The sequence below is a fragment of the Salinarimonas sp. NSM genome (genome assembly GCF_052380005.1).
Taxonomy (GTDB): Bacteria; Pseudomonadota; Alphaproteobacteria; order Rhizobiales; family Beijerinckiaceae; genus Salinarimonas.
Genome location: NZ_JBQTCJ010000007.1, coordinates 1 through 13,535, shown reverse-complemented (window position 1 = coordinate 13,535; position 13,535 = coordinate 1). Strand labels below are relative to the sequence as shown.

Below are 13,535 nucleotides of genomic sequence, written 5' to 3'. Positions count from 1 at the left end.
GGAGGCCGTCATGGATCATCGCGATCCCGCAGCCGACGCCGAGTACGCCCGCCGCAGCGCCCGCGAGAACGCCTCGATCCAGGGCCTCGTCGCCGAGGCCCTGCGCGAGGCGGCCGATCTCGCCCGCAAGGAGGTGGCCCTCTTCCGCGCGGAGATGAGCCACAACGTGAAGCTCGTCGTGGCCGGTCTCGTAGCGCTTCTCGCCTCGAGCGTCTTCGCCATCGGCACGATCATCCTGCTCACGGACGCCCTGGTGGACTGGCTCGCCGTGGTCGTCGGGTCCGATGCGCTCGCGTCGTTGATCGTGGCCGGCGTGCTGCTCGTGATCACGATCGCGCTCGTCCTCTACGGACGCTCGAAGCTGTCCGCGGCCACGCTCGAGCCCACGCACACGATCCGCTCGGTGGAGCGCGACGGCGACGTGCTCTCGAACCGGCGCCACTGACCCCGAGGGGAACGCGATGAACAAGATGACCGATCTCGAGCGGGACATCGAGGAGAGCCGCGCGCGGCTCGACCACACGATCGACCGCCTGCAGGACCGCATGAACGCGTCCGGCGTCGCCGACGACGTGCTCGGCACGGCGCGGCGCTACGGCTGGGGCCCGCAGCTCGACCGCGCGGCCGAGGCGATCCGGGAGAACCCGATTCCGGTCCTGCTGGTCGCCGCCGGCGTCGGCTGGCTCGCCTTGTCGATGACGAGCGCCGGCCGGCGCCGGACGGCTCGCGAGGATCTGAAGCAGCGGGGCGTCTGGGATCGCCCCGCGCGTCGACACGTCTCGGGTGATCCCGCCCTGCGCGACACCGACATCGACCCGGCCGCACGGGCGCATCCCGTCCCCGCGGACATGGTGCGCACGGAGACGCCCGCCGGGGCCGGCCGCCCGCCGGTCGAGCCCCTCAGCCCCGAACGTCCGGCGCCCTACGCGCCGGTGGCGGGATCGACATCGGGCGTGCGCCGCTGACGCGGGGCGCGCCGCCGTCGAGCCTGCGAGACACACGATCGAGGCGAATGCCTCGCGAAAGGAGACCATCATGGCCGAGATCAGGAAGGACGAGAAGCCGATCGTCGAGCCGGGCGACGCCCGCTCGGATCGCCCGGCCCAGCCCGCCACGGCGGCGAGCCCGGTCTCGCCCGCCGCGCCGGGCTCGACGCCCGGCATGAGCCCGACGCCGATGCCCGCGACCCCGGGTGCGGCCGGGACGCCGCCCTACACGCCGAATCCCGCGCCTGGCGGCACCTACTCGCCGCACCCGACCTACGCCGCCGCCCCCGGCGGCGGCCGCGCCGGTTCGAGCTCGTCGGATTCGGTGCGCGACCGCGCCGCCCGAGCCTACGAGGAGACCCGCCACCGCGCCGCCGGTGCGCAGGAGCACGGGCGCGAGCGTCTCGGCGAGGCCCGCGCCCGCGGCGAGGGCTACTACGACGAGGCCCGTCGCCGCGGCGAGGAGTACTACGAGGAGGCGAGCCGCCGCGGCCAGGCCGCCTGGGATCAGGCGCGCCACTACGGCGAGGAATACTACGAGGACGCCATGGCCTACGGCCGCGAGGCCTACGACGCCGGCCGCGGCATCCTGCGCGAGAACCCGATCCTGATCGGCGTGCTCGGCCTCGCCGCCGGCCTCGCGCTCGGCGCGCTCCTGCCGCGCACGCGCCAGGAGGACCGGTACTACGGGCCCTACGCCGACGAGGCGCGCCGTCGCGGCTACGACTACGCCCGCGAGGCGCAGGAGCGCGGCATGGGCTACGCCCGCGACGCGATCGACCGCGGCCGGGACTACGCCCACCACGCCTTCTCCGAGGAGGGCGGCCACCCCGTCCACGAGGACGAATGGCGTCGCGAGCGCAACGAGGAAGAGGACGCCGCGCGGCGCACGAGCCCCGGCGGCAACGGGCGTCACTGACGTCCTCGCCTTCCCGCGGGCGCCGACCCGACGACGAGCGGCCGCGTGCCCCGCCTCCAGGCGGTGGCGCGCGGCCCGGTCGCGTTCGGGCGCGCGTCCGGCCGCGCCCCCGGCTTGTCGGCACTCCCGCTTCGTCGTACACACGGGCTTCCGGCCTTCGCCCCGCAGGGCGGTCCGAACCTTTCCCGACCACGCGCGGCCCTCGTGCGCGGCGGGTGTCGAACACGCGACGGGCAGGGCATGAAGATCGTCGTCTGCGGCGCGGGACAGGTGGGCTCCACCATCGCGCGCCATCTCGCCAACGAGGGGATCGACGTCACCGTCGTGGACTCCGATCCCGCCCAGGCCAGGCGCGTGGACGAGAGCTACGAGGTCCGCGGCATGGTGGGCCACGCCTCGCACCCGGAGGTGCTCGAGCGCGCCGGCTGTCGCGAGGCGGACATGCTGATCGCCGTCACGCGCTCGGACGAGGTGAACATGGTGGCCGCCCAGGTCGCCTATTCGCTCTTCCGCGTGCCGCGCCGCATCGCCCGTGTGCGCCATCACGGCTACCTCGACCCCTATTCCCGCGCGCTCTACGCCGCCGACCAGATGCCCATCGACGTCGTCATCTCGCCCGAGCTCGAGGTGGCGAACGGCGTCGCGCGCCGCCTGCGCACGCCCGGCGCCTTCGACACCGTGCCGCTGGCGGAAGGCCGCGTGCAGCTGATGGGCATCCACACCGACACGCCGGGCTGCGTGCTCACCGGTCGCACGCTCTCCGAGGTGCCGCAGGTGATGCCCGACCCGCACATGATCGTCGTCGCCATCGTGCGCGACGGCACCGCCTTCGTGCCCAAGGGCGCCGACCGCATCGAGAAGGGCGACGACGTCTACGTCGTCACCGAGCCCTCCCGGGTCGACCGGGTGATGGCCGTGTTCGGCCACGAGGAGCGGGTCGCGCGCCGCGTCGTGGTGGTCGGCGGCGGCAACGTCGGGCTCAACCTCGCCAAGATGCTCGCCCGCGAGGCGCCCTACGTGCGCCTCAAGATCATCGAGCATTCCCGCGAGCGCGCGGAGTTCGTCTCCCGCGAGCTCGGCGACCGCGCCGTGGTGCTGCACGGGGACGCGCTCGACACCGACGTGCTCGAGGAGGCGAACGCCGGCTCCGCCGAGACGGTGGTCGCCGTCACCAACGACGACGAGACCAACATCTTCTCCTCCGTGCTCGCCAAGCGCATGGGCTGCAAGCGCGCGATCACGCTCGTCAACAAGACGAGCTACGAGCCGATCATGCCCTCGCTCGGCATCGACGCGGTGGTCTCGCCCAACGCCATCACCATCTCGACCATCCTGCGCCACGTGCGCCACCGCTCGGTGTCGGCGCTCTACACGCTGCGCGAGGAGTTCGGCGAGGTGATCGAGGCGAAGGCGCAAGCCGGCTCGAAGCTCGTATCGGGCCCGATCAACCAGATCGGCCTGCCCGACGGCATGCTCATCGGGGCGGTCGTGCGCGGCGAGCAGGTCGTGATCCCCCATGGCGACTTCCTGGTCCAGGCCGGGGATTCCGTCATTGCGATGGTGACCTACAAGGCGCTGAAGAAGGCGGAGGCCTTCCTGGCGGGCAAGGGACCCGACATCCGCATCGGCGAGCGCTGAGCCGATGGCGCGCGTCTCGCTCGACACCTGGACGCCGCCGGCCTTCCGGCCGATCATGCTCCTCGTCGGCGGGATGCTCTTGTCGCTCTCGGCGGCGATGCTGATCCCCGCCGGCTTCGATCTCTACGCCCGCAACGAGGACTGGCGTGCCTTCGCGCTCTCCTCGGCCGTCACCTTCACCTGCGGGATCTCCCTCGTGACGGTGGCGCGCACCAAGCTCGCCGGCGGGCTGACGCTGCGCCAGGCCTTCGTGCTCACCCCGCTGACCTGGCTGACGGTGGCCCTCTTCGCCGCCCTGCCGCTGTACTTCTCCGACTACGCCCAGCTGCGCGAGAGCTTCGCCAACGCCTTCTTCGAATCGATGTCGGGCCTCACCACGACGGGCGCGACGGTGATCGTGGGCCTGCAGGACGCGCCGCCCGGCGTGCTGATCTGGCGGGCGCTGCTGCAGTGGATGGGCGGCATCGGCATCATCGCCACCGCGATCGCCATCCTGCCGGCGCTCGGCGTCGGCGGCATGCAGCTCTTCCGCACAGAGAGCTCGGACCGCTCGGAGAAGGTGCTGCCGCGGGTGCGCGAGATCGCGACCGCCATCGTGTCGCTCTACGCCGGCTTCACGGTCGCCTGCGCGCTCGCCTACTGGATCGCGGGGATGACGCCCTTCGACGCGCTGGCGCACGCGCTCACCACGATCTCGACGGCGGGCTTCTCGACCCACGACAACTCGCTCGGCAATTGGGTGAACCCGGCGGTGCACTGGATCGCGGTCGTCGGCATGCTGGCGGGCGCCGTGCCCTTCGTGCTCTACGTACGCCTGTTCCAGGGCGAGCTCGACACGCTGCGCAACAGCCAGGTGCGCATCCTGTTCGGCTTCCTCGCGGTGGTGGTCACGCTGATGACGCTCTGGCTCGTCTCCTCGGAGCGCTACGCGCTGGTCGACGCGATACGCCACGCGGCCTTCAACATCGTCTCGGTGGTGACGACGACGGGCTTCGCCTCCACCGACTACGGCGCCTGGGGCAACGTGGCGGTGGGCGTGTTCTTCGGCCTGATGTTCGTGGGCGGCTGCACGGGCTCCACCGCGGGCGGCGTGAAGATCTTCCGCTACGAGGTGATGGCGCGGCTGCTGCACAGCCACTTCCTGCACCTGATCTATCCCCGCGGCGTCTTCCCGCGCACCTACGCCAAGCGCCCGCTTCCCGACGACGTCGTCGCCTCCGTGGTGGTGTTCTTCTCGCTGTTCTTCGTGTGCTACTCGATCATCACCATCGTGCTGATGGCCTTCGACCTCGACTTCCTGACGAGCGCCTCGGCCGCCGTATCCGCCCTGTCGAACGTCGGCCCGGGCCTCGGCCCGATCATCGGGCCCGCCGGCAACTTCTCCTCGCTGCCCGACCCGGTGAAATGGGTTTTGGCGTTCGCCATGCTGCTCGGGCGGCTCGAGCTCTTCACGGTGCTGATCCTGTTCATGCCGCGGTTCTGGCGGGGGTAGCTCCCCTCTTCCGGACGGGAGAGGTGCCGGGGGTGAGGGCGTACGGGGTTGGCGAGGCGCCCTCCGAATCGGTGTGCGGCCCGGCATTCTCGGGAGGCGCTGCGCCAAGCGAGATCATGCTCCCCACCACGATCGGCCTGTGTGCCGACGGCTGCTCAAGGTGCGGGGTCGAGCCGAATGGTGCCGCGGCTGCCGCCGTGCGCCCGCATCGTGATCTCAGGCCGCGCGCCTGACCCGACCTCGACGTCCGCGCCGAGCATCCTCCAGCTGCAGCCAAGGTACGCGGTGCCGATCTGGGATCGCAAGCCCGTGACCTTCCGGCATCGTGCATCCTTTCCCCTCCCCATTGCCCCCTCCGCCCCCACCCATTATGCTCCGTTCGGCTTACCGAACGAATTCGATCGTTCGATCGGCTCATCCCGCTCCCCGGACCCCGTATCCCGCCCATGACCGCCGCCGCCCCCATCCCCGACTCCACCCTCGCGCGCGAGGCGCGCTCGCAGGCCGACGAGCCGCAGAGCCTCGTCATGCGCTTCTCGGGGGACGAGCCGCTGATGATGGATTGCGGCACGGCGCTCGCGCCCTGGCAGCTCGCCTACCAGACCTACGGCGCGCTGAACGCGCAGCGCTCGAACGCGGTGCTGATCTGCCACGCGCTGACGGGGGACCAGCACGTCGCCAACGTGCATCCGGTCACCGGCAAGCCGGGCTGGTGGTCGAGCTTCGTCGGGCCGGGCCGGCCGATCGACACGGACCGGTTCTTCGTGATCTGCGCCAACGTCATCGGCGGCTGCATGGGCTCGACCGGCCCGGCCTCCACCAACCCGGAGACGGGCGCGCCGTGGGGGCTCGACTTTCCGCTGGTCACGATCCGCGACATGGTGCGCGCGCAGGCGATGCTGGTGGAGAAGCTCGGCATCGACGACCTGTTCTGCGTCGTCGGCGGCTCGATGGGCGGGATGCAGGTGCTCGAATGGGCGGCGCTCTACCCGCAGCGCGTCTTCGCGGCGATGCCGATCGCGGCCTCCGCGCGCCATTCCGCGCAGAACATCGCCTTCCACGAGGTCGGCCGCCAGGCGGTGATGGCCGATCCGGACTGGCGCGGCGGGCGCTACCTCGAGGAGGGCGCGCGTCCGCGCAAGGGGCTCGCCGTCGCGCGGATGGGCGCGCACGTCACCTACCTGTCGGAGAGCGCGCTGCACCGCAAGTTCGGCCGGCGCCTGCAGGAGCGCGAGGCGCCGACCTTCTCCTTCGACGCCGACTTCCAGATCGAGAGCTACCTGCGCTACCAGGGCATCACCTTCGTCGAGCGCTTCGACGCCAATTCGTATCTCTACGTCACCCGGGCGATGGACTACTTCGATCTCGCCGACACGCACGGCGGCAAGCTCGCCGACGCGTTCCGCGGCACGCGCACGCGCTTCTGCGTGATGAGCTTCACCTCCGATTGGCTGTTCCCCACCGAGGAGAGCCGCGCGGTGGTGCGCGCGCTCAACGCGGCGGGGGCGTCGGTCTCCTTCGTCGAGATCGAGAGCGACAAGGGCCACGACGCCTTCCTGCTCGACGAGCCGGACATGTTCGCGGCCGCCAAGGGCTTCGTCGACGGCGCCGCCGCGGCGCGGGGGATCTCGCGATGACCGTGCACCAGCCAGCTCCCGCGCTTCCCGCCCCGGTCGGTCCCGCCGGCGAGGCCGTGCAGCCGCGCAAGGACCATCTGCTGCTCGCGGGCATGGTCGCGCCGGGCGCGCGCGTGCTCGACGTCGGCTGCGGCGACGGCTCCTTGCTGGCGCTCCTGCGCGACCGCAACGGCGCCGACGGGCGCGGCATCGAGATCGCCCGCGACAACGTCGCCGCCTGCCTGGCGAAGGGCCTCTCCGTCATCCAGGGCGACGCCGACACGGATCTCGCGGACTATCCCGACGACGCGTTCGACTACGTCGTGCTCTCGCAGACGATCCAGGCGACGCGGCATCCACGGGAGGTGCTCGAGCACATGCTGCGCATCGGCACCCGCGCCATCGTCTCCTTCCCCAATTTCGGGCACTGGCGCGTGCGCGTCGACATCGGGCTGCGCGGACGCATGCCGGTGAACGAGACGATGCCCTACACGTGGTTCGAGACGCCCAACATCCACTTCTGCACGATCCGCGATTTCGTCGGCCTGTGCGAGCTCGTCGGCGCGCGCATGGAGAAGGCGTGGGTGCTGGACGGGCGCGGCGAGCCGGTGCGTGTGCTGCTGCCGTGGTGGGCCTGGAACATACTCGGCGAGCAGGGCGTGTTCCTGCTCAGCCGGACCTGATTCATATCGTCATCTTTCGTGATCGAACGCACGGCGCTTTCGCTCGTTGTCAGGCCGACATCGGAACTCATCCGAAACGGACACACGAGAGGTGATGCCATGCGCACCATGAATTTCGCGAAGCTGACGCCCATCGTGGCCATCCTCGCGCTCGCCGCCTGCGACAACGAGACGACCACGGCCGAGGCGCCGGTGATCGAGGAGGAGACCGCGATCGTCGAGCAGGAGGCCCCGGTCGTCGAGAACGAGACCGCCGCGGTCGAGCCGCTCGGAACCGAGACGGAGACCGAGGTCGGCGCGACCGACCCCGTGACCGGCACGGCCACCGAGACGGACACCGCGGCGACCGAGATCGAGCCGATCGTCGAGGGCGGCGGCGAGGCCGAGGTCACCGTGATCACGCCCGATGCCGGGTCGCAGACGACCGCCCAGGCGACCGACAGCGGCACGCCGTTCGGCGCCGGGACGACCGGTGAGGCCACCGGCGCGATCAGCGCCACGACCGGGGCGATGATCGACCCGGGCACCTACGCGTCCGACCAGCTCTCGCTCGAGCTCGCCGATGGCGGCACGTTCACCCTGACGGGTCCGGACGGCAACGCCGTCGAGGGCGACTGGCGGGTGTTCGATCAGACGCTGACGCTCTCCAACGTCGAGGGCGCCACCGGCGACGCGTCGTTCCCGATGACCTGCACCATCGCCGAGGAGGGCGAGGGCTTCCGCATCTCGGCGGAGACGTCGTCCTGCGAGATGCTCGACGGCCAGGTGTTCCAGCCCCAGGGCTGACGACGCGGCCGAGTGAGAGCGCCGTCCCTCAGGACGCGCGCAGCAGAGGGAGGCCGGCCTCGTCGCCGGCCTCTTTCGCGTGCGCAGGCCCCGCTCGCGCACGCTCCCGGGCGGCGCGCTCGGCCTCGGAGAGATGCGCCCGAACAGGTGCGAAGCTGCGGCGGTGGGCCGGGCAGGGGCCGTGGGCGGCGAGCGCCGCGAGATGCTCGGGCGTGCCGTACCCCATGTGGCGCGCGAAGCCGTAGGCCGGATGCACGGCGTCGAGCCGCGTCATCATCCGGTCGCGCGTCACCTTGGCGACGATCGAGGCCGCCGCGATCGCCGCGACCGCACCGTCCCCGCCGATCACGGCGCGGCCCTCGCAGGAGAGGCCCGGCGGCACGTCGCGCCCGTCGACGAGGGCGAGATCGGGTGGGCAGGGCAGCGCGAGCAACGCGCGGCACATGGCCGCCAGCGTCGCGCCGCGGATGTTGCGGCGGTCGATCTCGTCGGGTCCGGCGCTCGCCACCGCGACGTGGGCGCGTGCGAGGATGGTCTCGTAGAGCGCCTCGCGGCGCTCCGGCGCGAGCGTCTTCGAATCGGCGAGCCCCCGGGGCACGGGGCCGTGGAACACCACCGCCGCGCAGACGACCGGGCCGGCGAGCGGCCCGCGGCCGGCCTCGTCGATCCCCGCGACGAGGGCGCCCGGCGCGAGCGCACGCTCGCGGCGCCCGTCGAGCCGGGGGGGCGAGGTCTGCGCGGCTCGTTTCCTGGCGTCGGCGGGGGGCATGCGGCCTCGCGATCGGGCGGCGCGAATCGGCGCCGTCGCCACGCATCCTACCCGCCTCGATTTGCGCGCGCGACCCGCCCGCGCTACCCCGCCGATCGAGGCTTATCGAACGGAGGCGTTTACCGCCCGTTCAGCACGAGGTCCGACGCTCTCGCTCCAGGGGGCGCGCGCCGCCGGGAAGGGATGATCTCATGAAGCACGTCGCGGTCCTGATGGGCGGCTCCTCGGCCGAGCGGCCGGTGAGCCTGAGCACCGGGCGCGCCTGCGCCGCCGCGCTCCAGAGCGTCGGCTTCCGCGCGACGACCGTCGATGTCGGGCCGGACGTGGCGCACGACCTCGCGGCGCTCGCCCCGGACGTCGCCTTCAACGCGCTGCATGGTCCGATGGGCGAGGACGGGCGCATCCAGGGCCTGCTCGAATACCTGCGCATCCCCTACACCCATTCCGGCGTGCTCGCCTCGGCACTGGCGATGCAGAAGGACAAGGCCAAGATCGTGATGGCCGCCGCCGGCGTGCCGGTGGCGACGGGCCTCGTCTGCACCCGCTTCGAGGCGGCGCGGCGCCACGTGCTGCCGCCGCCCTACGTGCTCAAGCCCGTGGCGGAGGGCTCGTCCTTCGGCGTCGTCATCGTGCGCGAGGACAGGACGCATCCGCCCCAGGAGATCGCCCGCGAGGACTGGCCCTACGGCGACGTCCTGCTCGCGGAGGAATACGTGGCGGGGCGCGAGCTGACCTGCGCCGTCATGGGCGACCGGGCGCTCGACGTCATCGACATCCGCCCCGCCACGGGGGCGTTCTACGACTACGACGCGAAATATGCCGCGGGCGGCTCGATCCACGTCCTGCCCGCGGACCTTAAACCGAAAATTTACCATCAGGTCCAAGAGTCGGCGTTAACGGCGCATCAAGCTCTCGGCTGTCGAGGGGTGACGAGGACCGACTTTCGCTACGACGACGGCCCCGGCGGGACCGGAAAGCTCGTGGCGCTCGAGGTCAACACCCAGCCCGGCATGACACCGACGAGCCTCGTGCCCGAGATCGCAGCCCATGCGGGCTACAGCTTCGGTGAGCTTGTACGATGGATGGTGGAGGACGCCTCGCTGAACCGCTGACCGCCGGATCGCCCGGCGGCGCGACGGCGCGTGCCGGGCTCCGCGCGGCCCTGCGGCTCGACGCGCTGGGCTCCGCTCTCTCCGCCGACCTTCCGGCCGCCTTCCGCCGCCGCGGGCCGATGGCCCGCCTCGAGCGGCGCCTGCCGCGCTGGGCCGGAACGATGCTGCTCACGGCGTTCTTCGGGGCGACGACGATCGCCGGCCTCTCCGCCGGCGGCCGGCTCGACGCCTTCTTCGCGCAGAACGGGTCTCCCCGCGACGTGCTCGCCCGGGCGCTCGGCTTCGGCATCGACGCCGTGACCATCTCCGGCATCGCGCGCCTCGACGAGCGCGAGGTGCTCGCCGCCGCGGGGATCGACCCGCGCGGCTCGCTGCCCTTCCTCGACGCTGGCATCGCCCGCGAGGGGCTCGAGGCGCTGCCCCTCGTCGGCCACGCCTCGGTGCGCAAGCTCTTCCCGAACCAGGTGACGATCGGCATCGAGGAGCGCGAGCCCTACGCCCTCTGGCAGGTCGACGGGCGTGTCTACGTCATCGCCGCGGACGGGCGCGTCATCGACGTCTTCCACGACGATCCGCGCTACCGCGTCCTGCCGCACGTCGTCGGCGAGGGCGCCAACGAGCGGCTCGACGACTACTTCGCCATCGTCGACGCGGCCGGCCCGCTGCGGGCGCGCATCCGCGCCGGCAGCCTCGTCGCCGAGCGGCGCTGGACGCTCACCCTCGACAGCGGCATCGACCTGCGGCTGCCCGAGCGCGACCCGATGGCGGCGCTCGCCCGCTTCGTCGCGCTGGAGCGCGAGCACGCGCTCCTCGACAAGGACATCATCGCCGTGGACCTGCGCATGCCCGATCGAATCGTCGTGCGGCTCACGGAGGAGGCGGCCGCGGCGCGCGCCGAGGAGATGGAGGACCGCCCGCTGCGTGGCCGGGGGGTGCGCACGTGAGCGCGACCGTCGTCCTCCCCCGCCTGAAGCCGCTCTCCGCACGCAAGGGCGCGATCCTCTCCGTGCTGGACGTCGGCACCTCGAAGATCGTCTGCCTGGTCGCCCAGCTGCAGCCCTGGGAGGGCGCGGAGGGGCTGACCAACCGCACGCATCTCGCACGCATCCTCGGCATCGGCCACCATCGCTCGACCGGGCTCAAGGGCGGCGCCATCGTCGACCTCGAGGCCGCCGAGACGGCGATCCGGCACGCGGTCCACGCCGCGGAGCGGATGGCGAAGGTCGAGATCCAATCCGTCGTCGTCAACCTGACCGGCGGGCGGATCGCCTCGCAGCGGCTCTCGTCGAGCGTCGTCGCCCGCGGCACGGTGGGCGATTCGGAGATCCAGCGCGCGCTGCGGCTCGCCACCGCCGGGGGCGTCGGGCAGGGCCGGATCACGCTCCATTCGATCCCGCTCGCCTACACGCTCGACAGCCAGGCCGGCATCGCCGACCCCACCGGCATGCTCGGCGAGAAGCTCTCGATCGACCTGCACGTCGTCGGGGCCCAGGCGGCTGCGGCGCGAAACCTGATGCTCGCGATCCAGCGCTGCCATCTCGACGTCGAGGCCGTGGTGGCGACGCCCTACGCGGCCGGGCTCTCCGCGCTCTCCGACGACGAGGCCGAGATGGGCGTCGTCGTCGTCGACTGCGGCGGGGGCACGACCTCGGTCGGCGTCTTCGAGGCGGGGCATCTCGTCCACGCGGACGCGCTCGCGGTCGGCGGCCACCACGTCACCATGGACGTGGCGCGCGGCCTCGCGACCAAGCTCTCCGCGGCCGAGCGGCTGAAGACGCTGCACGGCGCCTGCATCGCGTCCGCCGCCGACGAGCGGGACCTGATCCACGTCCCGACCGTCGACGAGGACGAGCGCGCGCTCGCCGCGCACCTGCCGAAATCGCATCTCGTGCGCATCGTGCGGCCGCGGGTCGAGGAGATCCTCGAGCTCGTGCGCGACCGCCTCGGCGAGGCCGGCCACGGCCCGCGGCCGGGCCGGCGCATCGTTCTCACGGGCGGCGCGAGCCAGCTCGCGGGGCTGCCGGAGACGGCACGCCGCATCCTCGAGGGGCCGGTCCGCATCGGCCGTCCGCTCGGGATCAAGGGGCTGCCCGAGGCGGCCAAGGGACCCGCCTTCACGGCGGCGGTGGGGCTCCTCGTCTACCCGCAGGTGGCGCACGCGGAGCGCTTCGACACCCGCGGCGGGCAGGTGGGGGGCGCCGAGGGGCAGGGCTACATCTCGCGGGTCGGGCGATGGCTGCGCGAGAGCTTCTGAGGTGAGCCGGCCCGCGCCGGCATGACGGGCGCGCGGCACGGTCGGGACACGGAACAGGGGCGGCGTCGAGAGAGCGCCGCGGGACACGGGACAGGGCACGAGAGGGCAAGCCAATGGCTCAGATCAATCTGCAGGCTCCGGACATTCGCGAGCTCAAGCCGCACATCACCGTCTTCGGCGTGGGCGGCGCCGGCGGCAACGCCGTCAACAACATGATCGACTCGGGGCTCCAGGGCGTCGAGTTCGTGGTCGCCAACACCGACGCGCAGGCGCTCGCCTCCTCGCGGGCGAGCCGCATCGTGCAGATGGGCGTCGCCGTCACCGAGGGCCTCGGCGCCGGCTCGCAGCCGGACGTCGGCCGCGCCGCCGCCGAGGAGGTGATCGACGAGATCCGCGATCAGCTCTCGGGCGCGCACATGGTGTTCATCACCGCCGGAATGGGCGGCGGCACCGGCACGGGCGCCGCGCCGGTGATCGCGCGGGCCGCCCGCGAGATGGGCATCCTCACGGTGGGCGTCGTGACCAAGCCCTTCCAGTTCGAGGGCTCGCGGCGCATGAAGCTCGCCGAGGCGGGGATCCAGGAGCTGCAGTCGAACGTCGACACGCTCATCGTCATCCCCAACCAGAACCTCTTCCGCGTCGCCAACGAGCGTACCACCTTCGCCGACGCCTTCGCGATGGCGGACCAGGTGCTCTACTCCGGTGTGGCCTGCATCACTGACCTGATGGTGAAGGAGGGCCTCATCAACCTCGACTTCGCCGACGTGCGCGCGATCATGCGCGGCATGGGCAAGGCGATGATGGGCACGGGCGAGGCGTCCGGCGACAACCGCGCGCTGCAGGCGGCCGAGGCGGCGATCGCCAACCCGCTCCTCGACGACGTCTCGATGAAGGGCGCCCGCGGGCTGCTCATCTCGATCACCGGCGGCCCCGACCTCACCCTCTACGAGGTGGACGAGGCGGCGACCCGCATCCGCGAGGAGGTCGATTCGGAGGCGAACATCATCCTGGGCGCCACCTTCGACGAGACCCTCGAGGGTGTCATTCGCGTGTCCGTGGTCGCCACGGGCATCGACCACGAGCTCGCCGCAGCGGCGCTCGAGGTCTCCGCCACCGAGCAGCGCATCGCCGAGGTGGCCGAGCGCCTGCGCGCCGAGGCCCGCGCCCGCGCCGCTCAGCAGGCGCAGGGGCAGGCTCACGGGCAGGCTCACGGGCAGGCTCCCGCGCCCGCGACGACGACCGTCGTGCCGCAGGTGCCGGCGCAGCGCGCCGCCGAGGCG

13 protein-coding genes are annotated in these 13,535 nt (G+C 72.2%); 12 read left to right on the top strand and 1 reads right to left on the bottom strand.

All coding sequences use genetic code 11. The annotated features are described in order from the left end of the window. Nucleotides 1-10 precede the first annotated feature (10 nt). From ACTZWW_RS04720 to ACTZWW_RS04685, 8 genes are all read left to right on the top strand, one after another. Nucleotides 11-445 (top strand): phage holin family protein, encoded by a 435-nt coding sequence (locus ACTZWW_RS04720; protein ID WP_444779789.1) that lies wholly within the window; start codon nt 11-13, stop codon nt 443-445. A gap of 16 nt (nt 446-461) precedes the next feature. After that, entirely contained in the window at nt 462-965 is a 504-nt protein-coding gene (locus ACTZWW_RS04715; RefSeq protein WP_444779788.1) for a DUF3618 domain-containing protein, read from the top strand. Nucleotides 966-1,035: 70 nt separating this feature from the next. Next, nucleotides 1,036-1,905, top strand: coding sequence for a hypothetical protein (locus ACTZWW_RS04710; RefSeq protein ID WP_444779787.1), 870 nt, complete (start codon nt 1,036-1,038; stop codon nt 1,903-1,905). A gap of 240 nt (nt 1,906-2,145) precedes the next feature. Next, complete coding sequence (gene trkA, locus ACTZWW_RS04705) at nt 2,146-3,543, top strand: Trk system potassium transporter TrkA (RefSeq protein WP_444779786.1); 1,398 nt, start codon at nt 2,146-2,148, stop codon at nt 3,541-3,543. Between the two features lie 4 nt (nt 3,544-3,547). Beyond that, complete coding sequence (locus ACTZWW_RS04700; RefSeq protein ID WP_444779785.1) at nt 3,548-5,035, top strand: TrkH family potassium uptake protein; 1,488 nt, start codon at nt 3,548-3,550, stop codon at nt 5,033-5,035. 446 nt (nt 5,036-5,481) lie between these two features. After that, nucleotides 5,482-6,672: a homoserine O-acetyltransferase MetX gene (metX, locus tag ACTZWW_RS04695; RefSeq protein WP_444779784.1), complete on the top strand. Its 1,191-nt coding sequence runs from the start codon at nt 5,482-5,484 to the stop codon at nt 6,670-6,672. Next, on the top strand, nt 6,669-7,334 hold the full coding sequence (metW, locus tag ACTZWW_RS04690) for a methionine biosynthesis protein MetW (RefSeq protein ID WP_444779783.1): 666 nt from the start codon (nt 6,669-6,671) through the stop codon (nt 7,332-7,334). The genes metX and metW overlap by 4 nt, the downstream gene beginning before the upstream one ends. 99 nt (nt 7,335-7,433) lie before the next feature. Beyond that, nucleotides 7,434-8,120 carry a hypothetical protein gene (locus tag ACTZWW_RS04685; RefSeq protein WP_444779782.1) on the top strand — a complete coding sequence of 229 codons (687 nt, stop codon included), beginning with the start codon at nt 7,434-7,436 and terminating at the stop codon, nt 8,118-8,120. A gap of 28 nt (nt 8,121-8,148) precedes the next feature. On the opposite strand, the gene ACTZWW_RS04680 is transcribed toward ACTZWW_RS04685, so the two are convergent. Next, nucleotides 8,149-8,889: a ribonuclease HII gene (locus ACTZWW_RS04680; RefSeq protein ID WP_444779781.1), complete on the bottom strand. Its 741-nt coding sequence runs from the start codon at nt 8,887-8,889 to the stop codon at nt 8,149-8,151. 191 nt (nt 8,890-9,080) lie between these two features. Here ACTZWW_RS04680 and ACTZWW_RS04675 point away from each other — a divergent pair, with 191 nt between their 5' ends. The 4 genes from ACTZWW_RS04675 to ftsZ form a co-directional block, all read left to right on the top strand. Continuing rightward, nucleotides 9,081-10,001 carry a D-alanine--D-alanine ligase gene (locus ACTZWW_RS04675; RefSeq protein WP_444779780.1) on the top strand — a complete coding sequence of 307 codons (921 nt, stop codon included), beginning with the start codon at nt 9,081-9,083 and terminating at the stop codon, nt 9,999-10,001. Continuing rightward, complete coding sequence (locus tag ACTZWW_RS04670; protein WP_444779779.1) at nt 9,968-10,945, top strand: cell division protein FtsQ/DivIB; 978 nt, start codon at nt 9,968-9,970, stop codon at nt 10,943-10,945. Before ACTZWW_RS04675 ends, ACTZWW_RS04670 begins: the two co-directional genes overlap by 34 nt. Continuing rightward, on the top strand, nt 10,942-12,255 hold the full coding sequence (gene ftsA, locus ACTZWW_RS04665; RefSeq protein ID WP_444779778.1) for a cell division protein FtsA: 1,314 nt from the start codon (nt 10,942-10,944) through the stop codon (nt 12,253-12,255). Before ACTZWW_RS04670 ends, ftsA begins: the two co-directional genes overlap by 4 nt. Before the next feature lie 113 nt (nt 12,256-12,368). Further along, a partial coding sequence (gene ftsZ, locus ACTZWW_RS04660) for a cell division protein FtsZ (protein ID WP_444779777.1) occupies nt 12,369-13,535 on the top strand: 1,167 nt, incomplete at its 3' end.

What these genes read in the sequence shown, in the direction of transcription:
- ACTZWW_RS04720 (WP_444779789.1), top strand. Translation starts at nt 11, where the DNA reads ATGGATCATCGCGATCCCGCAGCCGACGCCGAGTACGCCCGCCGCAGC.
- ACTZWW_RS04710 (WP_444779787.1), top strand. Translation starts at nt 1,036, where the DNA reads ATGGCCGAGATCAGGAAGGACGAGAAGCCGATCGTCGAGCCGGGCGAC.
- ACTZWW_RS04715 (WP_444779788.1), top strand. Translation starts at nt 462, where the DNA reads ATGAACAAGATGACCGATCTCGAGCGGGACATCGAGGAGAGCCGCGCG.
- metX (WP_444779784.1), top strand. Translation starts at nt 5,482, where the DNA reads ATGACCGCCGCCGCCCCCATCCCCGACTCCACCCTCGCGCGCGAGGCG.
- ACTZWW_RS04675 (WP_444779780.1), top strand. Translation starts at nt 9,081, where the DNA reads ATGAAGCACGTCGCGGTCCTGATGGGCGGCTCCTCGGCCGAGCGGCCG.
- trkA (WP_444779786.1), top strand. Translation starts at nt 2,146, where the DNA reads ATGAAGATCGTCGTCTGCGGCGCGGGACAGGTGGGCTCCACCATCGCG.
- ACTZWW_RS04670 (WP_444779779.1), top strand. Translation starts at nt 9,968, where the DNA reads ATGGATGGTGGAGGACGCCTCGCTGAACCGCTGACCGCCGGATCGCCC.
- ACTZWW_RS04685 (WP_444779782.1), top strand. Translation starts at nt 7,434, where the DNA reads ATGCGCACCATGAATTTCGCGAAGCTGACGCCCATCGTGGCCATCCTC.
- ACTZWW_RS04700 (WP_444779785.1), top strand. Translation starts at nt 3,548, where the DNA reads ATGGCGCGCGTCTCGCTCGACACCTGGACGCCGCCGGCCTTCCGGCCG.
- metW (WP_444779783.1), top strand. Translation starts at nt 6,669, where the DNA reads ATGACCGTGCACCAGCCAGCTCCCGCGCTTCCCGCCCCGGTCGGTCCC.
- ACTZWW_RS04680 (WP_444779781.1), bottom strand. Translation starts at nt 8,889, where the DNA reads ATGCCCCCCGCCGACGCCAGGAAACGAGCCGCGCAGACCTCGCCCCCC.